General features: G+C 63.6%; 20 protein-coding genes. 8 read left to right on the top strand and 12 right to left on the bottom strand.

Features of this window, described 5'->3' with window-relative positions:
* Positions 1 to 47: 47 nt before the first annotated feature.
* The 3 genes from ACT6QH_RS11360 to ACT6QH_RS11350 form a co-directional block, all read right to left on the bottom strand.
* Entirely contained in the window at positions 48 to 2,633 is a 2,586-nt protein-coding gene (locus ACT6QH_RS11360; protein WP_444974938.1) for a TIGR02302 family protein, read from the bottom strand.
* Between the two features lie 242 nt (positions 2,634 to 2,875).
* A complete protein-coding gene (locus ACT6QH_RS11355) occupies positions 2,876 to 3,733 on the bottom strand; it encodes an RluA family pseudouridine synthase (RefSeq protein ID WP_444974937.1) in 858 nt (285 codons plus the stop codon).
* Positions 3,696 to 4,238, bottom strand: coding sequence for an O-acetyl-ADP-ribose deacetylase (locus tag ACT6QH_RS11350; RefSeq protein ID WP_444975151.1), 543 nt, complete (start codon positions 4,236 to 4,238; stop codon positions 3,696 to 3,698). Before ACT6QH_RS11350 ends, ACT6QH_RS11355 begins: the two co-directional genes overlap by 38 nt.
* Positions 4,239 to 4,378: 140 nt before the next feature.
* On the opposite strand from ACT6QH_RS11350, the gene ACT6QH_RS11345 reads away from it, so the two are divergent.
* Positions 4,379 to 4,906: a hypothetical protein gene (locus tag ACT6QH_RS11345; RefSeq protein ID WP_444974936.1), complete on the top strand. Its 528-nt coding sequence runs from the start codon at positions 4,379 to 4,381 to the stop codon at positions 4,904 to 4,906.
* Positions 4,907 to 5,018: 112 nt separating this feature from the next.
* On the opposite strand, the gene ACT6QH_RS11340 is transcribed toward ACT6QH_RS11345, so the two are convergent.
* The 3 genes from ACT6QH_RS11340 to ACT6QH_RS11330 form a co-directional block, all read right to left on the bottom strand.
* Positions 5,019 to 5,309: a putative quinol monooxygenase gene (locus ACT6QH_RS11340; RefSeq protein WP_444974935.1), complete on the bottom strand. Its 291-nt coding sequence runs from the start codon at positions 5,307 to 5,309 to the stop codon at positions 5,019 to 5,021.
* A gap of 101 nt (positions 5,310 to 5,410) precedes the next feature.
* Positions 5,411 to 6,505 (bottom strand): patatin-like phospholipase family protein, encoded by a 1,095-nt coding sequence (locus ACT6QH_RS11335; RefSeq protein ID WP_444974934.1) that lies wholly within the window; start codon positions 6,503 to 6,505, stop codon positions 5,411 to 5,413.
* A 28-nt stretch (positions 6,506 to 6,533) separates the two neighbouring features.
* The gene (locus tag ACT6QH_RS11330) at positions 6,534 to 7,316 is read right to left on the bottom strand and encodes a 3-hydroxybutyrate dehydrogenase (RefSeq protein WP_444974933.1); all 783 of its coding nucleotides are present in this window, start codon (positions 7,314 to 7,316) and stop codon (positions 6,534 to 6,536) included.
* Positions 7,317 to 7,717: 401 nt separating this feature from the next.
* Between ACT6QH_RS11330 and ACT6QH_RS11325 the strand changes: the two genes are divergently transcribed.
* The gene (locus tag ACT6QH_RS11325; RefSeq protein WP_444975150.1) at positions 7,718 to 8,182 is read left to right on the top strand and encodes a Fur family transcriptional regulator; all 465 of its coding nucleotides are present in this window, start codon (positions 7,718 to 7,720) and stop codon (positions 8,180 to 8,182) included.
* A gap of 26 nt (positions 8,183 to 8,208) precedes the next feature.
* Here the strand turns inward: ACT6QH_RS11325 and ACT6QH_RS11320 are convergent, their stop codons facing one another.
* Positions 8,209 to 8,532 carry a hypothetical protein gene (locus tag ACT6QH_RS11320; RefSeq protein ID WP_444974932.1) on the bottom strand — a complete coding sequence of 108 codons (324 nt, stop codon included), beginning with the start codon at positions 8,530 to 8,532 and terminating at the stop codon, positions 8,209 to 8,211.
* A gap of 232 nt (positions 8,533 to 8,764) precedes the next feature.
* Here ACT6QH_RS11320 and ACT6QH_RS11315 point away from each other — a divergent pair, with 232 nt between their 5' ends.
* Complete coding sequence (locus ACT6QH_RS11315; protein WP_444974931.1) at positions 8,765 to 9,217, top strand: helix-turn-helix domain-containing protein; 453 nt, start codon at positions 8,765 to 8,767, stop codon at positions 9,215 to 9,217.
* A gap of 3 nt (positions 9,218 to 9,220) precedes the next feature.
* Positions 9,221 to 9,814, top strand: coding sequence for a DUF6456 domain-containing protein (locus tag ACT6QH_RS11310; protein WP_444974930.1), 594 nt, complete (start codon positions 9,221 to 9,223; stop codon positions 9,812 to 9,814).
* A 59-nt stretch (positions 9,815 to 9,873) separates the two neighbouring features.
* Here ACT6QH_RS11310 and msrQ read toward each other — a convergent pair whose 3' ends face one another.
* Positions 9,874 to 10,611 carry a protein-methionine-sulfoxide reductase heme-binding subunit MsrQ gene (msrQ, locus tag ACT6QH_RS11305; protein ID WP_444975149.1) on the bottom strand — a complete coding sequence of 246 codons (738 nt, stop codon included), beginning with the start codon at positions 10,609 to 10,611 and terminating at the stop codon, positions 9,874 to 9,876.
* 121 nt (positions 10,612 to 10,732) lie between these two features.
* Positions 10,733 to 11,710 (bottom strand): protein-methionine-sulfoxide reductase catalytic subunit MsrP, encoded by a 978-nt coding sequence (msrP, locus tag ACT6QH_RS11300; protein ID WP_444974929.1) that lies wholly within the window; start codon positions 11,708 to 11,710, stop codon positions 10,733 to 10,735.
* A 289-nt stretch (positions 11,711 to 11,999) separates the two neighbouring features.
* Here msrP and ilvD point away from each other — a divergent pair, with 289 nt between their 5' ends.
* The gene (ilvD, locus tag ACT6QH_RS11295) at positions 12,000 to 13,853 is read left to right on the top strand and encodes a dihydroxy-acid dehydratase (protein ID WP_444974928.1); all 1,854 of its coding nucleotides are present in this window, start codon (positions 12,000 to 12,002) and stop codon (positions 13,851 to 13,853) included.
* Between the two features lie 129 nt (positions 13,854 to 13,982).
* Here the strand turns inward: ilvD and ACT6QH_RS11290 are convergent, their stop codons facing one another.
* Positions 13,983 to 14,918: a CVNH domain-containing protein gene (locus ACT6QH_RS11290; RefSeq protein ID WP_444974927.1), complete on the bottom strand. Its 936-nt coding sequence runs from the start codon at positions 14,916 to 14,918 to the stop codon at positions 13,983 to 13,985.
* Between the two features lie 270 nt (positions 14,919 to 15,188).
* Between ACT6QH_RS11290 and ACT6QH_RS11285 the strand changes: the two genes are divergently transcribed.
* Positions 15,189 to 15,809, top strand: coding sequence for a ribonuclease D (locus ACT6QH_RS11285; RefSeq protein WP_444974926.1), 621 nt, complete (start codon positions 15,189 to 15,191; stop codon positions 15,807 to 15,809).
* 182 nt (positions 15,810 to 15,991) lie between these two features.
* Complete coding sequence (locus tag ACT6QH_RS11280) at positions 15,992 to 17,833, top strand: aminopeptidase P family protein (protein WP_444974925.1); 1,842 nt, start codon at positions 15,992 to 15,994, stop codon at positions 17,831 to 17,833.
* 54 nt (positions 17,834 to 17,887) lie between these two features.
* Here ACT6QH_RS11280 and ACT6QH_RS11275 read toward each other — a convergent pair whose 3' ends face one another.
* Positions 17,888 to 18,523 carry a DUF421 domain-containing protein gene (locus tag ACT6QH_RS11275; protein WP_444974924.1) on the bottom strand — a complete coding sequence of 212 codons (636 nt, stop codon included), beginning with the start codon at positions 18,521 to 18,523 and terminating at the stop codon, positions 17,888 to 17,890.
* A 120-nt stretch (positions 18,524 to 18,643) separates the two neighbouring features.
* A complete protein-coding gene (locus ACT6QH_RS11270) occupies positions 18,644 to 20,770 on the bottom strand; it encodes a sigma-54-dependent Fis family transcriptional regulator (RefSeq protein WP_444974923.1) in 2,127 nt (708 codons plus the stop codon).
* A 352-nt stretch (positions 20,771 to 21,122) separates the two neighbouring features.
* Between ACT6QH_RS11270 and adh the strand changes: the two genes are divergently transcribed.
* A complete protein-coding gene (gene adh / locus ACT6QH_RS11265; protein ID WP_444974922.1) occupies positions 21,123 to 22,643 on the top strand; it encodes an aldehyde dehydrogenase in 1,521 nt (506 codons plus the stop codon).
* Positions 22,644 to 22,692: the final 49 nt, after the last annotated feature.

Genomic DNA, 22,692 nt, shown 5'->3' with positions numbered 1-22,692 from the left:
GTCCGAAACCCTGCCGGTGCGCAAGCCCGCGAAAGGCAGGGGGTGTTTTACAAGCCATTGAGCAGGCGCTCCAGATAATCCAGCTCCGGCTGGGGCCGGTCCGGCTGTTCCAGCCGGCGGCGCAACTCTTCCAGCACGCGACGGGCGCGCTGTGCATCGAATTCATCCGGCACCTTCACGCTCTGGTCATCACCAGAGCCCTGCCCACCCTGCAAGGGGCGGCCGAGCGGATCGGTGCCATTGCCCTGTGCATTCTGGCCATTCTGCCCGCGCTGCCCTTCCGCCAGAGCTTGTGCACCCTGCCGCAGGGACTGCAAAGCCTCGCCCTGTGCTGTCTGTGCTTCAGCGGCATCACTCTGGCCCAGCGCATCTTCGGCCTCACGCATGGCTTCGGATGCATCCTTGAAGGCTTCGCCGGCACGCTTCATGGCGCGGGCCATGCCTTGGGGGTTCATGTCCTGGGGGTTCATGTCCTGGGTGTTGCTGTCTTCGCCCTGCTCGGCGTTTTCGCCTGCGCCAGCCGGGCCTTGCTGAAGACGGCGCAGAATGTCGCGCATCTTGTCCAGACGCTCGCGCAGAGCCTGCTGTTCCTGCTGTAGCGTGCGGTATGTATCCTCGGGGGTGGAAGGCGGAGCCTCGCCCTGTTGGGGCTGTTCTGGCTGCGGCTGCTGCCCTTGTCCTTGCTGCTCTTTCCATGTGCGGTCCCGCAGGCGCTGCTGCTGCTGGATCATGGCCCCCAGTTCGCCTTGCTGGCCCTTTTGCCGGCTGGCCTGCGGGTTGCCTTGCCGCAGGCTCTCCATCATGGCCTGAAGCTGGTTGAGAAGCTGGCGCGCAGCTTCGCGATTGCCGGAGCGGGCCAGATTTTCCATCTGGTCCATCATGCGTTGCAGGTCCTGCTGGGTCACGATACGGGTGTTCTGGTCCAGCGGCCGGTCGGCACCATCGCTGTGCTGAGCCTGGCGGGAGAGCTGTTGCATCATCTGAGCCATGGCCTTGCGCAGATTGTCCATCAACCGGGCGATCTCTTCATCGGATGCGCCCTGTTCCAGCCCCTCGCGCAGCGCCTGCTGGGCGGCGATGAGGGCGCGCTCGGCATCGGTCAGCTTGCCATCCTCGATCTGGACGGCGATCCCCCACAGATAATCCACCAGATCGCGCAGATCCGCATTATTGCGGGCATATTTGGCGCGCGCCAGCGCCGTGCGCAGGCCCAGATATTCGCCGGTGGGAATCTCGAACCGGGCCGGCGCGGTGGTGAGGGCGCGCAGCACGGCGACAAGGCGGCGGCGATTGTCCGGGTCCAGCGCCAGCCGGCGGCGTTCATCAATCAGGGCGCGGGCAGTCGGGTCCGTAAAGGGGCGCTCTGGCAGGCGCAGGGTGCGTGTCTCGCTTACCGCCTCATGGCCGGCGGCATCGCGGGCATGCAGAGTGATGCGCACCATGGCGCCAGCCCATGGATGGGCGACCAGATCCTTCGTGGTTTCCACGGTGCCGCTGCGCCGGCCGGCCGGCAGGGGCAGGGTGAAATCCGGTGGTGCAACAAGGGGGGCTTCCGGCATTTCCGGAGGGGTGGAGCCGGGCCGTGGAAACAGGCCGGGTTGTGGCGGCAAGGGGCTGAAGCGGGCCTCGGCTTGCGCCACGCCATATTCGTCTTCCACCCGATAGTTCAGTTGCAGGCCATGGCGCTGGCCCGGCTGGGGCGGTTTGATGAAACTGATCTGCGGCGGAAGATCTGGCGGAGCGGTGAAGCGCCAGCTCAGATGGCGGCCATCCGGGGCGCGCAGGGCGGCTTCGCTGTCACCGCGAATGATGAAGCGCAACGCCCCATCCTGTGGTGTATCAGCCCGTTCCTCGGCCGGGACGATCTCGCCGGAAAGATGGATGGCCGAAGCCGTGAGCCCGGTGCCGCGCACCACCAGCGTGCTGCCGGCGGGCACGGCGAGGGGCTCGGCGATTTCGGTTTGTGCTGCGGCGTTGCCATCATCCGCGCGCAGGCCGGGCAGCAGCACGGGCGGTCGGCCGGTATAATGGGGCGGGTCCACCCAGGCATCCAGCCGGCTGGGAGCGGTGGTGGAAAAACCGCGCCAGTCAAAAGCTGCGCGCAGGCGGCTGAGATGTTCGCCCGGTGCCATGAAGAAAGTGGCCGCCAGCGCGACAAGCGCCAGACCTCGCAGGCCATAAGGATCATGCCGGGCCATGCCGGGGCTGGGAAGGCCGGCCCGCAGCCGATGTGCAATGCTGCGCGCCCGCGCCATATGGGCCTGCCACAGGGCGCGCGAAACCGGATCTTCCGGCTGGGTGGCCAGATGATCGTCCAGCGCGGTGGCGGGGCGATGGCTCATGGCGCTGTGCGTATCCAGCCGCGCCAGAGCCTCTGTCCTCCGGGGACGATGCAGTTTCAGCAGCGGGCGCGCGGCCAGCGCCATCAGTCCGGCAAACAGCGCAAGGCCAATGATGCGGCCAACAGGCCCCGAAATCTCCCAAAGGCCGGCGAAGGACACAGCCAGAAAAGCCGCGATGACAGCGCCCATGCCGGCGATGGCCGGCCAGATCTGTTCCCACAGCAGAACCAGCCGTGCACGCCGCAAGGCGCGTTCCAGAGCTGCGCGTTCCGAAGCGGCGCGTTTTTTCACGGCCCGTTCCGGCCTGGCTCTGGAGGGCTGCTCTGCACCGGGCCGGGGCGATGGTGACGGGTTCACGCTGCTGTCTTCCCCTTCTTCATGCCGGTGCCAGTCGGGCCTGTTTCCGCATGGCCTCTTCAGCCTGAATGCGCATATGGGCGGGCCATGATTCAGAATATTCCATTTCTGACGGGGACATCCGGCAAAGATGGGGCATGAATTGCTCGTATCCGGTTAAATCTGTGCGCGACGGGTCACACAGCCGGTTCCGGTGCGGGAGTGTCCGGGGTGGTGCGGGCAGCCATGACAATCGCCTCCGGGTCAAGCCCAAGATGCGCCAGTGTGGCCCGGATATGGGGCGGCAGGGGGGCGCAGACAACCACCGGAAGGCGGGCCGGCGCAGACTTGTCCTGCTGCTCCTGTTTTTTGCCGGCTTTTTTGCTGTCCGTCTTGCCGAATGGCGGAATCTCGATCTGCAGGGCATGCAGATGCAGCCTTGGTCCGCCGGGCAGGCGGGAGGCGCCGCCATAAATCGCATCACCCAGAATGGGGCTGCCCAGATGCGCCAGATGTGCGCGCAACTGGTGGGTGCGCCCGGTGCGGGGCCACAGGGCTATCACGCTCAGCCCGCCTTCCGCACCGCGATGCAGGAGGCGATAGTCCGTCACCGCCTCCTGTGCGCCGGCTGTGCCTTTGGGCACGGCCTGCATCCACCAGCCGCGATGGGGCGAGCGCTTGGCGAGGGGCTGGTCTATCCGTCCTTCGTCCTGTCGTGGTGCGCCCTGTATTACCGCCAGATAGGTTTTCTGCACCCCGCCGGAGGCGAACATCTTGCCGAGTTGCGCCAGCGCGCGAGTATGACGGCCCAGAACCAGGCAGCCGGAGGTGTCCTTGTCCAGCCGGTGGGCGAGTTCCGGCGTGCGCGGCAGGCCGAAACGCAGGCTCTCCAGATGGTCACTCAGCGTCTCGCCGCCCTTTGGCCCGGCATGGACAGGCAGGCCCGAAGGCTTGTTGAGAATCAGCATCATGCCATCACGATGCAGGATTTCGAGATCCGGCGCGGGGCCGGCTGGCTCAGAGGGGGCGGATATGGTCGTTTCGTGTGAGGGCATCGAGATGCAATCCGGCGGAAGGGGAAGAAAAACAGCAGAACACCACATGACGCACATGGCGCGTCTGCACCAGCGCTTCCAGCACGGCGCCGACGGCCAGAGGAGCAGCCCGCTCCGCCGGGAAGCCATAGACGCCGGTGGAGATGGCGGGGAAAGCGAGTGAATTCAGGCCATGAGCTTCCGCCAGCGCCACGCTTTCACGATAGCAGGAGGCCAGCAGATCATCTTCTCCCACGCTGCCGCCCTGCCAGATGGGGCCGACCGTGTGAATGACATGGCGCGCTGGCAATGCAAAACCGGGGGAGAGGCGCGCCTCGCCGGTGGGGCAGCCGTTTAGCGTGCGGCAGAACGCCAGCAATTGTGGCCCGGCCGCCCGGTGAATGGCCCCATCCACCCCGCCGCCGCCCAGCAAGGAGCTGTTGGCCGCGTTCACAATGGCGTCCAGCGCCAGTTGCGTGATGTCGCCTGTCTCGACCGAAAGGCGCACCGTCTGCGGGCCGTGCATCAGGCCAAAGCGGGTTGGAGAGGATGTGGGGACATGCGCAATCATTCCACAGTATCCATCTGTTTCGGGTTTGTCATACGCGCTCCTTTTTCCCTGTGATAGCCTTGGCTTGAAGAATGAACATAGAAGGAGGTTGCGTCATGGCGCATCCGCGCAAGACAGAACGTCGTCTGCTCTCCGATGGTGAAGTGGAGCTGGTGGAGAAGACCCGTCATCCGGCTTTGCCGGCCCTGACGGATTCGGATCTGCATCAGCTTGTGAGTCATCTGCGCGAACGTCGGGACCGGGCCATGAGCCTGGCCAATGCCCAGCGCCGGGCGTTGCGCGGCAAGGGCGGGGTGGGCAAGACCACTTTCGAGAAGGCCGATGTGGGCAACCGGGAGAAAGCCTCCGTGCTGACGGATGCACTCACCCGCGCCCGTCGTGAAGAGGTGCGCCGGCAGGCGGCCGCAGCCCGCGAAGAGATGATGGAAAATGCGCATCGCGCGCTGGAGCTGAAGCGCAACGCCAAGCTGGCGACGCGCCCGGCTACGCTGCCGCGCCCCGGCAAGGGCATGCGCAACAAGGCCAGCCGGCGGCCGGAAGAAATTGGTGCGGCCGGTGAGGCCGGGCGTGTGACCAAATTTGTTGCCGTGGCGCAGGCGAAAAAGGATACGCGCGGCGCCTGATGCCGCGCATGGCCTGGCTTGTGTGGCTTGCTTGTGGCAGGCCGAAGGTGAGGCATGACATATGTTGCAGGCTGCGCATTCTGTTTATGGAAGCGCAGCCTGCGGCAAGATTTCAGATATCGACCGCTTTCATCAGCGTGATCTTGCTCGTCTCGCGTCCAAGCCCCTGAAGCTGCGGAACCAGTCGGGTGAAATGCTCTGTGAGGCTGTGCGCCTTGAGGGCGGCGTGATCCGGCCAGGTTTCGATAATGGTGAAGTGGCCTGAATCCTCCTCATTCACGAACAGGTCATAGGCGATGCATGCCTCTTCCTGCCGGGAGAGGGCGGCCAGTTCGCGCAGCAGGGGCAGGGCCGTATCCACCTTTGCGGACTGGATGAAAAATTGCGCGACAACCTTGAGCATGGGGCAATCCTTGTCAGATGTTCCAGGTGGGAACATTCGTGAAACGGCTCTGGCTTGACAGGAGATGCGGCAAGGGTGAAGGGTCGGGCGTCGCGTTGCGCTTACTCGTCAACCAACTCATCCCCCGCCTCCAGAGTGGAGCAGTGGCCGATATCCTGACAGTGCGCGTTCAGGAAGTTGTCGGCGGCTTCCCGTCCCAGATCCCGCAAATGCTGGAGAAAGGGCCATTCCGTATTGAGTTTGGACGTGGCGTCCAGCGCATCAAGCTGGGCATCCCCGCCAATGCGGTGCAGGTGAATCCGGCGGAAATTGCATCTGGCCAGAGTTTTCGGGCTGAGGCGCCCCTGATCGACCAGCCGGTTCATACGCTCAATGGTACGTAACTGGCCCACCAGCGAGGCGTTGAAGGTAATTTCATTGATGCGGTTTTGAATCTGCACGGCCGTGCGTGGCGTGGCCTTGCGTTCAACCGGATTGATCTGCACCAGCAGAATGTCATCCGCATCGCCATGGTCATAAAGCTGGAGCAATGGCGGGTTGCCCATATAGCCGCCATCCCAGTAGGGCACGTCATCAATCTCCACCGCCTGAAACAGGAAGGGCAGGCAGGCTGAGGCCATGATGGCATCGGGGCTGATATCCTCACGGGTGAAGATGCGCGCCCGGCCGGTATGCACATTGGTGGCGGAAATGAACAGCTTCAGCGCCGAGGCGCGAATGGCGTCAAAATCCACATGCGCTTCCAGAATCTCGCGCAGCGGATTGATGTTCAGCGGGTTGAGATCATAAGGCGAGAACAGGTGGGAGGCCACGTTCATCGCAATATAGGTGGGGTTGCGCGCCAGCGACCAGTTGCCCATCAGCCTGTCGAATGTGGAGCGCTGAAGAGGCGACATGCGCCCATCGCGTGAGACATCACGCCAGAACTGGGTGAGGCTCTCCCGCGTATGCGCCCGGCCGCCATGGGCCAGGCCGGAGGCGAGCACTACGGCGTTCATGGCGCCGGCGCTGGTGCCGGAAATGCCGGTGATGCGCAGGCTGTCTTCCTGAAGCAGCCGGTCGAGCACGCCCCATGTGAAGGCGCCATGGGCCCCGCCACCCTGAAGCGCAAGGCTCAGGGCGCGGCAGGGCTTGGCTTCTCCTCCGCGGTGGGGCGCGGAGGAGGTGTCTTGTGAGCGGTTTTCGGGGTGGGACATCAATCTACTCCTCCCCGCGCCGCCAGCATCATTCGGCGACCCAGCCGCCGTCGATCTGCTGCATGGAGCCGGTGATGGAGCGGGCGTCATCCGAAGCCAGGAAGACGGCCAGAGCGGCCACTTCCTCAACCGTCACGAATTCCTTCGTGGGCTGGGCGGCCAGAAGAACATCCTTCTTCACCTGCTCTTCAGTCATGCCACGGGCCTTGGCGGTTTCCGGAATCTGCTTTTCCACCAGCGGGGTCCACACATAGCCGGGGCAGATGGCGTTGACGGTGATGCCATGCTCAGCGGTTTCAAGCGCGGCGGTCTTGGTCAGGCCGGCAATGCCGTGCTTGGCCGAGACATAGGCGGACTTGAAGGGAGAAGCCACCAGCGCATGGGCCGAAGCGGTGTTGATGATGCGGCCCCACTTGCGCGCCTTCATGCCCGGAATGGCGGCACGCATGGCGAAGAAAGCGGAAGACAGGTTGATGCCGATGATCTTGTTCCACATATCAATGGGGAAGGTCTCGATCGGCTCCACATGCTGAATGCCGGCATTGTTGACGAGAATATCGCAGGCGCCCAGCTCGGTTTCGGCCAGCTTGACCATGCCGGCGATTTCTTCCGGATCCAGCATGTTGGCGGGGGAATACAGGCACGTCACGCCGAATTCGCTGGCGATAGCAGCGCGCGTCTTCTCGATGGCGTCAGCATCACCCAAGCCGTTGATGACGATGTTGGCGCCCTTGGCAGCGAACGCACGGGCATAGGCCAGGCCGATTCCGCTGGTGGAACCGGTGATGACGGCAACCTTACCTTTGAGCATGGTGTATCCCCACAAAAAAGCGCTTGCGATCCGGCTGGATTGCGACGGATCTACTGTGGCGGAACGGTGCGACAGGGCCGTGACGCCGGCCCATTCCCTGCACTCAACGCAACACGCGCCGCCGCAGGCAGCTTGCCCCTTCCGCCGGGGGCAAGCAACATCATGAGAAAGGTAAATTTGCGGCAAGGGACAAATCGCGCAAATATAGATGGTGATAATTGAAGTGTGTCGCAGCGGGACGGTGCGTTAAAGCATCCGGTTGTGCGGCACAGATCGTGCAGGGAGGTCTGCGGGTGAAGTCTTCCGGTTCCCGTGTCGCGTCTGGAACTGTGCATGAGCCGGTCTCTGCGAAGGCCGCGCCTCTGCACGATCACGACCATGCACAATGTGTGGCCGGCGCGATGGCGCGGGTGGAGGCCTTGTGTGCGCAAAAGGGCCTGCGCCTTACGGCCCTGCGCCGCCGGGTGATGCGCGTGCTGGCCGAAAGCCACAGCCCGCTGGGCGCCTATGACATTGTTGAGCGGCTCGCCGCCGGAGGGGAGCAGAGCCCGCCCATGTCTGTTTATCGGGTGCTGGATTTTCTGGTGGCCGAAGGGTTGGCGCATCGCATCGAGAGCCGCAATGCCTATCTGGCCTGCGCTCACCCCCATGGGGATGAGGATGTGGTGGTGTTCCTCATCTGCAACCAATGCGGTCTCACGCAGGAAGTGTCCTCCCATGCCGTGGGCCGGGATCTGGCCTGGGCGGCGCGGGCCGTGGGCTTCACGCCGCGCCAGAGGGTGCTGGAAATCGCGGGCCAGTGCGCCCGATGTCATGCGCACGGAGCATCAGAGAATGATGCTTCCGCAGACAAGGCCGAACGCTGATTATCGCGCCTTCGGGGTGTTCCTCATCATGTTTTGAGCCAGGTCTGAAGGGCCGTGCCGTGCTGTTGCCGGGCAAGGCGTAACAAGGCTGCGTGGCGGGCAGGGTCATAATGCTGGGTGCGGTGCCGGGCCGCCTTGCGGCTTGCCCGCAGGGCGCGGGCCAGAGCATTCGGATCCATCCTGAAATGGTGCAGCATGTCTGTGCGCTGCGCAATCAGTTGCTGTGCGTCCTCGCTTCGAAAGGCGCGGATGGGACGGCGGCGTGATTCCGGGTGCGCCTGCGGGGTTTTGCCATTCAGGGCGATGGCAGTGGTCGGGCCGCGTGTGCGCTTTGTAGAGGTCTGATTCATGGCGTGCTCCGTGATGTCGCATGCTGCTGTGTTGCGGCGCGTTGGGGATAAATTCCTATATTGAACTTTCGGGAATTTCGCCGAAGGGATTTCGCAAGTGGTTGTATATACGAAAATTTCTCGTTTATAGAAGTGCACTTGTTCTGAGGGAGGGAGGCAATCCTGTCCGCCGGAGCTTGCCCGCTTGCATGATGTGTGTAGGAATAAAAACCTAACAAGAGGTTCCAACCCTATGCATCAGGCCTTTTCTGGCAGCGCGGCCATTGATCCGCTGGCCATCTCTTCCGCAAGAATGGAGGGGCCGTATGTCAAAAGCGGCGCATCGGGTTCCACGCCGATGCTGGAGGAGGGGGCGGGGCTTGTGCCACCTGCATTTTGCCGGGTGGTTTCCGGCCTGGTCGCGGCGAATAGTGGTTTGTCCCTGGAAACGCTGCTGGCCTCTCATCGTTGTGCAGCCCCGGTGGCGCGGGCGCGGCAACTGGCCATGTATGTGGCGCATGTGGGGCTGGGCATTTCACAGGCGGATGTCGCCCGCGCCTTTGCGCGGGATCGCAGCACCGTGGCCCATGCCTGCCGGCGGATAGAGGATCTGCGCGAGAATGATGCGTTCGATGGCCGGGTGAGCCTGCTTGAAAACTGTGCGCGCTGGATTCTCGAAGGCACATACGCCGGACGGGAGGGCTGAGCCATGACGCGGACATCTCCCTCCACGCCCAAGGCTTCTTCCCGCCGGGTGCGGACACAGGCGCGTCGCCAGAACGGGCGCGGTGAAAGCCCGGCTGTTCAGCGCAATACGGCGGAAAGCCCTCTGGTCTGGCTGGCGCGTCGCAAGGGGCGCGATGGGCGGGCCATGGTGGATGAGGTGCAGCTTGCCGCCGGGGAGCGCCTGCGGCTGGACTTCACCCGCGCTGGTCTCACGCCTCGCATCACCAGCCGGTGGAGCCCAACACCGGGCGGTGGCGGCGGGCCGGAAGACTTCACGGATATGGTGCTGGCGGCGAAACAGCGCGTGACCCAAGCATTGGAGGCGGTGGGGCCGGAACTGTCCGGCGTGTTGCTGGATGTGTGCTGTTTTCTGAAGGGGCTGGAGCTGGTGGAGGGCGAGCATGGCTGGCCCGCCCGCACCGCCAAGGTGGTGCTGTGTCTGGCTCTGGACCGGCTGGCGGCGCATTATGGTTGGAGCACTTCGGCCACCGGCCGTGCCCGCGCCCGGATGCAGACATGGCATGCTCCGGTTTCTGCTGCGTCGCCTGAGGACGAGCCGGCCGGAGGAGAGGCGTGATGGGCCACCGGCGTGATGAGGTCACATTCATCGCGCCGGTTCCTTGGCCTCTTGAATGGTTATGGTCGAGCGGAGCCGGTTTCCGCAGGTTTGTTTTCAGATGGAAGCGGCCTGATCCGCGCGTTCCTGTCGGGTGTTTCCCCGGCTGGGGTGGAGGAGCGACGCGCTTTGTCGTCTGTCTTTTTGTCTCGCTGCGCTCCGGCCAGCTTGCGCACCAGCCGGTAACCCAGCAACAGGGTGGCCGTGGCCAGATAGAAGATGGCCTGCCCATCCAGCACCTTCAGCGAGAGGGCGAAATGCAGCACGCCGGCCAGCAACACGGCATAGACCAGCTGGTGCAGCCGTACCCAGTTGCGCCCCAGCTTGCGGATGGACCAACGGTTGGAGGTCAGCGCCAGCGGCACCAGCAGCACCAGCCCGGCCATGCCGAGCATGATATAGGGACGACGTAGAAGATCCTGCGTAATGGCGGAGAGGTTCAGCCCCCGGTCCAGCAGCAGATAGACTGTGACATGCGCCAGAACATACCAGAAAGCCAGCAGCCCCAGCGCCCGCCGCCAGGGCAGCAGGTTCACGCCTGCAAGCTGGCGCAGCGGCGTGATGGCCAGGCACAGACACAGAAAACGCAGTGCCCACAGCCCAAGCAGATGCTCGAATACCCGCACCGGATCTCCGGCAATCTGCCCGGTGGCGCCCAGCCAGAACCCCCACAGGCCGGGCGCGAGCCCTAGCGCGTAAAGCGCCCAGATGGAGGCGGCGCGCTGGCGCTGGGAAAGGCGTGGAGAAAAACGGGCCATGCGCGCGCCAGAGGGGCGAGGGGCCTTGTCGCGCGGATTGTCGCGCGGCATGGGGGGCTGGGGCGTCTGTCGAAGTGGCGTCTGTCCAAGTGGCGTCATGACGGGGCCCTTCCGAAGCGCTTCAGTAATTCACCTTCAGGTCCATGCCGGCATAAAGCCCGGCCACCTCCTCCCCATAGCCGTTGAAAGGCAGGGTGGGGCGCTGCTCGGCATTGGAGAAGAACCCCCCGCCGGCAATGCGGCGCTCTGTCGCCTGACTCCAGCGCGGATGGTCCACCGCCGGGTTCACATTGGCATAAAAGCCATATTCGCTGGGCTGCATCAGGTTCCAGCTCGCCGGGGGCTGCTGTTCCGTCAGGGTGATGCGGGTGATGGATTTGATGCCCTTGAAGCCATATTTCCACGGTACGACAAGCCGCAGCGGCGCGCCATTCTGGTTGGGCAGGGTTTCCCCATACAGCCCCAGCGCCAGAAGAGTGAGCGGATGGCGGGCCTCATCCAGCCGCAACCCCTCCACATAGGGCCATTTCATCGGCTGGAAGAAGCCGCGCTGGCCCGGCATTTCCTCGGGGCGCTTCACGCCGGTGAAGGCGACATATTTCGCGCTGCCCAGAGGCTCCACCTTCTCCAGCAGGGCTTGCAGGGGAAAGCCGATCCACGGAATGACCATGGACCACGCCTCCACGCAACGCATGCGGTAGATGCGCTCCTGTAACGGAAAGGCAGTGGTGAGGGTGTCAATATCGAAGGTCTGCGGTTTGGAAACCAGCCCATCCACCGTCACGGTCCAGGGGCGGGGCTTGAAATCGCCGGAATAGGATTTGGGATCGCTCTTGCCCGTGCCGAATTCGTAAAAATTATTATAGGAGGTGGCCGTCGCCTTCGGGGTCTGCGGCTCGCTGGTGCCGAAGGGGCCGGGTGCGGCCTTGAGGGGAGAGGGGGCTGGTGCCGCCCATGCCGTGCCGGGCACCGCACCCATGGCCGCACCCATGGCGGCCCCGCAAGCCAGAGACCCTCCCAGAAAGAGCCGGCGGCTGAGATAGGTCTCCTTCGGCGTGATGTCCGAAGCCGCGATGCGGGGCGGGTGATAGGTCGGCATGGTGCTCTCCCTTCAGCGCGATTGGGCGAAGCTTCTCATCTCATCTTTCAGAGCAAGCTTCCTTTTCATTTGGGAACACAATAAGCCGGAAGCATGTTTTTATGTCTTGTGGTCTTCACCTCTTCGTGTGCGCGGCGTCCGGCATATCTGCCGCGCCGCCAGCGGGGGAGGTCGCCACATCAAGATGACACCTTGCATGGATTGCTTTAGAACTGCGCCAAAACAAGGTTTCGCAGGCCGGGCGGCGGGTGTGCCCCGTCCGGCTTCAATACAAGGCTGAAGAAACGCCATGCCCCAGTATCGTTCCCGCACCTCCACCCACGGCCGCAACATGGCCGGCGCCCGCGGCCTGTGGCGCGCCACAGGCATGAAGGATGGAGATTTCGGCAAGCCGATCATTGCCGTGGTCAACAGCTTCACCCAGTTTGTGCCGGGCCATGTGCATCTGAAGGATCTGGGCCAGCTTGTCGCGCGCGAGATCGAGCAGGCCGGCGGTGTGGCGAAGGAATTCAACACCATTGCGGTGGATGACGGCATCGCAATGGGTCATGACGGCATGCTCTATTCGCTGCCTTCGCGTGAGATCATCGCCGACAGTGTGGAATATATGGTCAACGCCCATTGCGCCGATGCGATGGTGTGCATCTCCAATTGTGACAAGATCACCCCCGGCATGCTGATGGCCGCCATGCGCCTCAACATTCCGGCCGTGTTCGTCTCCGGTGGGCCGATGGAGGCGGGCAAGGTGCTGCTCTCCACCGGAGCGAAGAAGGTCGATCTGATCGACGCCATGATCGCCGCCGCCGATGACAAGGTGAGCGATGAGGACGTGAAGGTGATGGAGCGCTCCGCGTGCCCCACCTGTGGCTCCTGCTCGGGCATGTTCACGGCCAATTCCATGAACTGTCTTACCGAGGCGCTGGGGCTTTCACTGCCGGGCAATGGTTCCACGCTGGCCACCCATGCCGACCGCAAGCGCCTGTTCGTGGAAGCCGGCCATCTCATCGTGGATCTGGCCCGTCGCTATTATGAGCAGGATGACGCCAGCGTGCTGCCGCGCTCCATCGCCACCTTCAAGGCGTTCGAGAACGCCATGACGCTGGATATCTCCATGGGCGGCTCCACCAATACGGTGCTGCATCTGCTGGCGGCGGCCAATGAGGGCGAGGTGCCCTTCACCATGGCCGATATCGACCGCCTCTCCCGTCAGGTGCCGGTGCTGTGCAAGGTCGCACCCGCCGTGGCCAATATCCATATGGAAGACGTGCATCGCGCTGGCGGTATCATGGCCATTCTGGGCGAGCTGGATCGCGCCGGCCTGATCCATACCGATCTGCCGACCGTGCATGCCGCGACCCTGAAGGACGCGCTGAACCACTGGGATGTGAAGCGCACCGGCTCGGATGTCGTCACCAGCTTCTACCGCGCCGCGCCGGGTGGCGTGCCCACGCAGGTGGCTTTCAGCCAGGCCAGTCGCTGGGACGATCTGGATCTCGACCGCCAGAAGGGCGTGGTACGCGATTTGGAGCACGCCTATTCCAAGGATGGCGGCCTTGCGGTGCTGTTCGGCAATATTGCGAAGGATGGCTGCATCGTGAAGACGGCGGGCGTGGATGAGAGCATCCTCGTCTTCAAGGGGCCGGCGCGCATTTTTGAAAGCCAGGATGCGGCGGTGGAAGCCATTCTCTCCACCGGCAAGATCAAGGCCGGTGATGTGGTGCTGATCCGTTATGAAGGCCCGCGCGGCGGCCCCGGCATGCAGGAAATGCTGTATCCGACCTCCTATCTGAAGTCCAAGGGACTTGGAAAGGCGTGCGCGCTGGTGACGGATGGCCGCTTCTCGGGTGGCTCTTCGGGCCTGTCCATCGGCCATGTCTCGCCGGAAGCGGCGGAAGGCGGTGCCATTGGTCTGGTGGAAGAGGGCGATATCATTGAAATTGATATTCCCAACCGCAAGATCGACGTGGCGGTGAGCGATGAGGTGCTGGAGCAGCGCCGCGTCGCCATGGAAGCGAAGGGCGATGCGGCCTGGAAACCGGAAAACCGCAAGCGCGTGGTCTCGCAGGCGTTGCAGGCTTATGCAGCCCTCACCACTTCTGCCGCGCGTGGTGCCGTGCGTGATGTGCGCAGCCTGAAGCGCTGAGGCGTCGCCGGGGCCAGTGCGTTGGCCCACATTGAGAAACGGAAACGGCCGGTGGCTTCAGCCTCCGGCCGTTTTCTTGCGAGCTTCCTCACCAAGAAAAAAGGGAGCGCAGGGCGCCCCCTTTTCCATTCAGCGACACACAAGAGTGCCGTTGAAATTCACGATGGTGAGGGGCGGATGGCAGGTGGCGAGATTCAGCCGCGCCTCACGCCAGCGGCCGTTCATGTTCTGGCATTCCGCAGCCAGCCATGCGCCGGCCACCCGAATGTTGCGGCAGGTCTGCCGATAGGGGCCGGGCGGGGGCGGAATGGGCGGGCAGAAAAGCTGGCCATTGCGATTGGAAATGTCGCTGCGGGGGGCGCAGGCCAGTATGTCCAGCCGGCTGTCTACCCAACGGCCACGCTGGTCGCGGCAGGTAGCGCGCAGAATATTGCCAACCTGATTGATCTGTCCGCAGCTCTGCCGGTAGGAGCCCTGAGGGCCATTTCCGGTGCCCGGACGCGGGCCGGGGCCGGGGCCGGGATGCGGGCCGGGGCCAGGTCCGGGACGCCCGCCACGCTCACACCAGAGTTGGCCATTGCGGTTGGCAATGTCGCTGCGGGGGGCGCAGTTCCTCATGTCCAGCCGGCTGTCCACCCAGCGTCCGCGCTGGTCGCGGCAGGTGGCGCGCAGAATGTTTCTGTTCTGGTTGATCTGTCCGCAAGTCTGCCGGTAGGAGCCCTGAGGGCCATTGCCGGTGCCCGGACGCGGGTCAGGTCTGGGGCCGGGATGCGGACCGGGACCGGGACCGGGGCGGCCACCGCGCTCGCACCAGAGTTGGCCATTGCGGTTGGCAATATCGCTGCGGCAGCGATCCACATCATTCAGCTGGGAGAAGCGGAACTGGCCGGGGCGTGCCGTTTCGCACCGTGCTTCCAGATTGTTCCATCCGCGCATCTGAACATCGCGGCAGGTTTGAAGATAGCTGCCGGGGGGCACGCGCTGGGCATGGGCGGGGCTGTTCACGCTCCCCCACAGAATCACCGCAAGCGCCAACAGGCCCGCACGGATGAGGAAATGTCTCATATATGTCTCTCGCTTCCCGGTTCCGGCTCTTTCCATGGCCGGACATTGTGGCACTGGTGACCATAGCGCCCTGTCGTACAAGGCAAATGCGACATAGAGTATGGCGCGACTTCAATGTGTTGCCAGAATGCTTGAAACACACAAGCCTGTACATGCACCCCGGTGTTTCGTACAGGACAGGGCGTTGCATGTGGCCCCGGCAGTTGCAGATGTCTGCTGGCGTGCGGGCTGCTGCGTCTGATCCCATTTGCTGAATAAAGACACGCGCTCATGACCATTCGCCTGCATCAGGGCGACCTGCCTGATGATTTCGTCGCCGCCCCTGTCGTCGCCATTGATACGGAGACCATGGGCCTCAACCCCTTCCGCGACCGGCTGTGCCTGGTGCAGCTTTCCAATGGTGATGGCTCGGCGGATCTGGTGCAGATTCCGCAGGGGGCGAGCGCCCAGAGCGCGCCCAATCTGGTGAAGCTGCTGAGCGATCCCAATGTGGTGAAGCTGTTTCATTTTGGCCGGTTCGATATTGCCGTGTTGCAGCACACCTTCAAGGTGATGCCGCAGCCGGTGTGGTGCACCAAGATCGCCTCGCGTCTGGCGCGCACCTATACGGATCGTCATGGCCTGAAGGATGCGCTGCGCGAGCTGGTGGGCGTGGATGTCTCCAAGCAGCAGCAAAGCTCGGATTGGGGTGCGGACAAGCTGACCGATGCCCAGCTGGCCTATGCGGCCTCTGATGTGCTGCATCTGCATGCGCTCAAGGCCCGGCTGGAAGAGATGCTGGCCCGTGAAGGGCGCGCCGGGCTGGCGGCGGCCTGCTTCGCCTTTCTGCCGGCCCGCGCTGCGCTGGATCTGTCCGGATGGGCCGAGCAGGATATTTTCGCCCATAGCTGATGCTGCTTTTTTGCCGGCCTCACACCCTTTTGGAAGCCCGCCTTTCCGGCGGGCTTTTTCTTGCGCAAACGGGCTGGTGTGAAGCCGGATGAGAGAAAATGTCGCCCGGCTCCGGGAACAGGCCCAGCCGCGCACAAAATGCTCTATGCTCGAAACATGATGTGTTTTCAGAGCCGTGAGTCATGACCGTGCATTCCTCCCGTCCCTTCAGGGCGGTGTTCCAGAGCTTCGAAGATCTTGCAGATGGTGCGGCGGGCCCCGCCCGTCTGGCGGCCTTGCGCAATGCCCTCGCGGCGCGCGGGCTGGATGGTTATGTGGTGCCCCGCGCGGATGCGCACCAGAATGAATATGTGTCGCCGGGAGAGGAGCGCCTGGCCTGGCTTACCGGCTTCACCGGATCGGCTGGCTTGCTGATCGTGTTGAAGGACAAGGCCGCCTTGTTTGTGGATGGGCGCTATACGCTGCAAGCGCCCGCGCAGGTGGATACGCAGGCCTTCACCGTAGTGCCGCTGGCCGAATTGCGCCCCGAGGCATGGCTGGAGGCGCATTTGCCCAAGGGCACGCGGCTGGGCTTTGATGCCTGGCGCACCACGCTGGATGGCCGGGTGCGTCTGGCGCGTGCGACAGAGCGTGCCGGCGGTCTGTTCATCGCCGCCCCGGATGATCCGATGGATGAAATCTGGAGTGACCGCCCGGAGGCCCCATGCGCGCCCGTGCGCCTGCTGGAACCGGCGCTGGCCGGGGAGGAGACCGTCTCCAAGCTGCGGCGGGTGCGTGGGGAGATGAAGAGCGCCGGGCTGGATGGCCTGCTGTTGAGCGATCCGCATTGCACGGCATGGCTGTTCAATTTACGGGGGGGCGATGTGGCCCATACGCCGCTGCCTCTGGCTTGGTGCATCGTGCCGCTGGAAGGCCGGGTCCAGCTGTTTCTCAGCCCGGCCAAGCTGCCGCACGATGTGCGCGCCGTGCTTGAGGTTTTCGCGGACATTCTGCCCGAAGAGGCGCTGCGCGAACATCTTTCCGCCTTCGCGAAAGGCCGGAAAATGCGGGTGGATCAGGCCACGGCCCCGGTCTGTCTGGCAGATTGCATTTCATGCGCCGGCGGCACGGTGGACAAGGGCGAGGATCTCATCACCCGTCTGAAGGCGGTGAAAAACCCTTCGGAAATCGCCGGTATGCGGGCCAGTCATTTGCGCGATGGCGTGGCGCTGGTGCGGTTCATGGCCTGGTTTGATCATGAGGCGCCGGAGGGGCGCCTGACCGAGATTGACGTGGTGGAGGCGCTGGAAACCTTCCGGCGCGACAGTGGGTGCCTCACTGATGTGTCCTTCCCCACCATCGCCGGGGCGGGTGAGAACGGGGCCGTCGTGCATTATCGTGTCACGAAGGCGACCAATCGCACGGTGCACCCCCATGAACTGTTCCTGCTGGATTCCGGCGGGCAGTATCCCGATGGCACGACGGATGTGACCCGCACCTTCGCGGTGGGCACGCCTTCCGAGGAGATGCGCGCGCATTATACGCTGGTGCTGAAGGGCCATCTGGCGCTCACGGCGGCGGTCTTCCCGCGCGGCATCACCGGGGCGCAGCTGGACCCGCTGGCGCGGCAATATCTGTGGACCCGCGGGCTGGATTACGCCCATGGCACCGGCCATGGCGTGGGGGCCGGCCTTTCGGTGCATGAAGGCCCGGCGCGTATTTCGCCGATGGGCCATGTGCCGCTGGCGGCGGGCATGATCCTCTCCAATGAACCGGGATATTATCGCACCGGTGCTTATGGCATTCGAATCGAAAATCTTGTGCTGGTAACGCCGCTTGAGGTGCAGGGGGCCGAGCAGCCCTGCCTTGGCTTCGAGACCCTCACGCTCGCCCCTTATGACCGCCGCCTGATTGACCTGTCTCTGCTGGGGCCGGCAGAGCGGGGGGCGGTGGACGCCTATCACCAGCAGGTGCGCGAGGCGGTGTGGCCGTATGTGGATGCAGATGAGCGTGCATGGCTGGAGCAAGCCACCGCACCACTGTAATGAGATGAGGCACAGAGCGGGCGGGGCGACGATCATGTCGCCCCGTTTCTGTTTTCAGGAGAGAATATCGCCGTTCTTCATCACGAAACGGATCTCGCCATCCCAGAATTCACCAATGAAGATGTCATCCTGATGGATGTTCTTCTGGTGGATCTGTCCCAGAACCCAGTCTTCATTCTTGTCGATGTCTTCGAGGTTGGAGGAGATGATGTGGCCATCCTTCACCACGATGACGGAAGGCATCTTGGTACGTCCGGCCACGGCGGTGAGTTGGCCATTGGGCTCGATCTGCGCGAAATAGATCTCCTGAAATGAATTGATGCCTTGAAGGTGCATCTGGGAGGCGACATTGAGAATGTCGATCCTGTTCTGCTGGCGCAGGATATTATCCATCAGGAACCTGCCCTTCTTGATGATGGGAATCGGCTCGCCAATGGTCACTGCCCGGAAGGCGAAGACATGCTTGCTGATGAAATTCAGCGCCGTAATCAGGAAGACGCCCATCAGAAGAACGAGAATATATTGCCCCATGGGGATGGCGTCGCTGTAGATCACCCCGCCAATAATGCCGCCGAGCACGAAGTTGCCGATGAAATCTACCGGCGTCATCTGGGAGAGCTGGGTCTTCCCGGAAATATTCATATGGGTGATGATAATGACGAAGCCGATCAGGAACTTGATCAGCACCATGCCGTAATATTCCATGCCCCGCCTGCCTGTCGCTGTGGCCGGAACAGGTACCCTGCCCCTGCGGAAAGGTAGGGGCTTTTTCGGGGAGGGCCAAGATGCGCGCTGCGGAAGATGGGGGCTTCAGGCTGCGCCGGCGGGGCTCTTTTTCACGCTGTTCTTTCCTGCCAGATGGCGGTGCAGGGTGCTGCGATGAATACCGAGATGCCGCGCTGCACGGGAGATGTTGCCATCATGCGCCTCAAGGGCGGCCTGAATGGCGGCCCGTGTGATCGCGCCCAGATGGGTGGCGGGGGCGTTGTCCGTTGCCGCGTTGTCCCTTGCCACGTTGTCCCTTGCCACGTTGTCCCTTACCACGCCGCCCGGTCCGTTCGCCTGCGGTGGTGTCGGTGCGGTGGTGAGGGCTGTGGGTGGCTCGTGTCTTTCAGCCGGTGATGGGCGCGGAAAGAAGCCCTGTCTCACATCCGGGGGCAGGGCGTCCACATCCAGCATTTCTCCGGGCTCGGCCAAGGCCAGAAGCACCTGCAATGTGCCCACGAACTGGCGGAAATTGCCCGGCCATTCATAGCTGGCCAGCAGGTCGTGACAGGCGGGGGAAAGGTGCGGAGCCTGAGGTTCTGCACCCGCCATATCCTTCCAGAAGCGCGCTACCAAGGCGTGGCGGTCTTCCAGCACCCGCAGGGCTGGCAACTCCACCATATATTGCGCGATGCGGAAATAGAGATCGGCCCGGAAGTCTCCGCTTTCCACCCGAGCCCGCAGATCACGATGCGAGGCGCAAATGAGCTGGAAATCCACCGGCACCGCCCGTCCACCGCCGAGCGGTATCACTTCGCGTTCCTGCAATACGCGCAGAAGGCGGGTTTGCAGGCTCAGGGGCATATCGCCGATTTCATCCAGAAACAGAACGCCGCCATCTGCCTCGCGCAGCAGGCCCCGGAAGCCGGCGCGGCGGGCGCCGGTAAAGGCGCCTTCCTCATAGCCGAACAGTTCGGATTCAATCAGGCTTTCCGGCAGGGCGGCGCAGTTCACCGCAGCAAAGGGAGCCTCCGCGCGGGTGCAGAGGCTGTGCATCTGCCGGGCGAAGACTTCCTTTCCGGTGCCGGTTTCGCCCTGCACCAGAACCGGCACATGCGCATTCAGCAGCCGCACCGCCCGGCCCAGTGCCTGCGTGGTGCGGGCATCAAAACAGGGCCGTGGTGTGGCAGGCCCCGTGGAAGGGCCGGAGGGGTGCGCATCGTCGTGCCTTCGGGCGAGCGCATGCTGATGCACCGGGGTGCGCCCGGTCTCCGTGCGGTTGGGGGCTGTCGCGCCTCTCGCAAGAGGTGACGTTTTGCGGGTGAGGGCTTTCTCCGGGGATGCCTCCGGTCGCTGCTCCACCTGAAGATGAAGAATATCACCGGAAAGGCTGCGCACCCGGCGGTCTTCTCCGTTGCGGGTGGGTCGCCCCAGCGGGCCATCGAACAGATCCGAAAAGCGCTGCCTGTCCAGCGCCGTCCAGTCCAGCCCTATCAGGGCCAGGCCGGGGCGGTTGGCCGCGACCAGACGATGATCCTGAAATACCAGAATGCCTTCATGGGGCGTGCCCAGAAAGTGGGGGTCGGTGTGGAAGCGCACCACATCATGGCCGGCGAAGGCGGTTTCGAACATGCGGTGTTCCACCTGCGCCGCCGCAAGCTGCACCAGAGCCAGCGCGTGCAACTGGTGGGTGCTGGAGGGGCCGGACAGATCCAGAAGGCCCACCAGCTCGCCGCGCGGGTCCAGTATGGGGGCGGCCGCACAGCTCAATATACCGTGGGGCTCGGCATAATGCTGGGCTCCATGCACTTCCACGGCTCGCCGTTCCATCAGAGCCGTGCCCACGGCATTGGTGCCGCGCGCCGTCTCGCTCCAGTCCGCGCCCGGCTGCAAGGTTACGCGGGCGGCCTTGTCCGCGAAATCAGGGCTGCCGACAGTGTCCAGAAGCAGCCCCGTGGGCGAGGAAAGAATGACGATGGAGCCGGCGCTTCGCGCGCCGGCATGCAGGGCTTCCAGCTCCGGCCGGCAGCGGCGGCGCAGAGCCTCATGCTGCTCCCGCAACTGGCGCAGCTCATGGGCTGTCACCGGGCCTTCCCCATGGCTGGCGGAAGACAGGCCCTGTCCGGCGCAACGTGTCCATGAGCGCAGGATGGAGGCCGGCACCATGTCCTCGGAGAGCCCCGCCCCGGAAAAGAAGCGGTGGCGGGCATTTTGCAGGGCGCGGGCTGTCATTTGCCCCGGCATCTGGCCTGTTGCTGAGTTTTCCGCTGCTGGCCCCCGATGAGTGGAACCGGATGATGACGTGAAAGCGGACGGCATCGGCGCTCCCGGCTTGTTTCTCTCCCCCTGCGACAGGTGCTGTCGCAAGTTGCGACACCTGTCGCGGCTTTATGCATCTTGTTGAGTGCAGTGTTGCATGGCCCCGCAGGCGGCGTCCAGCCGGGCCAAATCACATCTTTTCCAATGTTCGTCAAAAGCATAGCAGGGCAGAGACTTGCCGCAGCGCGGCAACGATTTGTGCCATGCACAGGGAAAACTGGCACGGCTGCTGCGTTGGGAAGGTGAATGCATGTGGGAGGAAATCATGAACAAGCCAGCATTCCAGAACATCCCGGCCCAGGCCCCCTTCAAGGCGCGCTATGGCAATTTCATCGGCGGCGCTTTTGTGGAGCCGGTGGAGGGGCGCTATTTTGAAAACAGCTCTCCGGTGAACGGCAAGGTGGTGTGTGAAGTCGCCCGTTCCGACGAGAAGGATATTGAGAAGGCGCTGGACGCCGCCCATGCCGCGCGCGAAAGCTGGGGCCGTATGCCTGCTTCTGAACGGGCCCTGCTGCTGAACCGTATCGCCGACCGGATGGAAGACAATCTGGCTCTTCTGGCGCAAGCCGAGACCTGGGACAATGGCAAGCCCATTCGCGAGACGACCGCCGCAGACGTGCCGCTCGCCATAGACCATTTCCGCTATTTTGCCGCCTGCATCCGTGCGCAGGAAGGCGCGCTGAGCGAGATTGACCCGGATACCATCGCCTATCATTTTCATGAGCCGCTGGGCGTGGTGGGGCAGATCATTCCGTGGAACTTCCCCCTGCTGATGGCGGCGTGGAAGCTGGCCCCGGCGCTGGCCGCCGGCAATTGTGTGGTGCTGAAGCCGGCCGAGCAGACCCCGGCCTCCATTCTGGTGTGGGCGGAGCTGATTGGCGACATTCTGCCCCCCGGCGTGCTGAATATCGTCAACGGGTTTGGAGTTGAGGCCGGCAAGCCGCTGGCTTCCTCCAAGCGCATCGCCAAGATCGCCTTCACCGGCGAAACCGGCACCGGCCGCCTCATCATGAACTATGCCAGCCAGAACCTCATTCCGGTGACGCTGGAGCTGGGCGGCAAATCCCCCAACATCTTCTTCAATGATGTGGCGGCGGCGGATGACGATTATTTTGACAAGGCGATCGAGGGCTTTGTCATGTTCGCCTTCAATCAGGGCGAGGTGTGCACCTGCCCCAGCCGCGCGCTGGTTCAGGAAGATGTCTATGAGCGCTTCATGGAAAAGGCCATCCGCCGGGTGGAATCCATCAAGCAGGGCTCGCCGCTGGACCCGGCCACCCAGGTGGGCGCGCAGGCCTCCCAGGAGCAGATGAACAAGATTCTCGGCTATTTCGATATTGGCCGTGAAGAAGGCGCGCAGGTGCTCACTGGCGGCGAGCGCAACATGCTGGGCGGCGATCTGGCCGAAGGCTTCTATGTGAAGCCCACCATTCTGCGTGGTCACAATTCCATGCGTGTCTTCCAGGAGGAGATCTTCGGCCCGGTGGTCTCTGTCACCACCTTCAGGGATGAGGAAGAGGCGCTGGAGATCGCCAATGACACGCTGTTCGGCCTCGGTGCCGGCGTGTGGACGCGCGATGGCGCGCGCGCCTACCACATGGGCCGCAACATTCAGGCCGGGCGGGTGTGGACCAATTGCTACCACGCTTATCCTGCTCATGCGGCCTTTGGTGGCTACAAGCAATCCGGCATTGGCCGCGAGAACCACAAGATGATGCTGGAGCACTATCAGCAGACCAAGAACCTTCTGGTGAGCTACAGCCCGAAGGCGCTCGGCTTCTTCTGATCTGCCCGCATTCTTCATCACTCTGGCGGGGCGGTTCATCTGCCCCGCC

The organism is Haloleucobacter albus (assembly GCF_052492075.1).
Note: the sequence above shows the minus strand (reverse complement) of the source record. Positions and strands in the feature narration are given on the sequence as shown.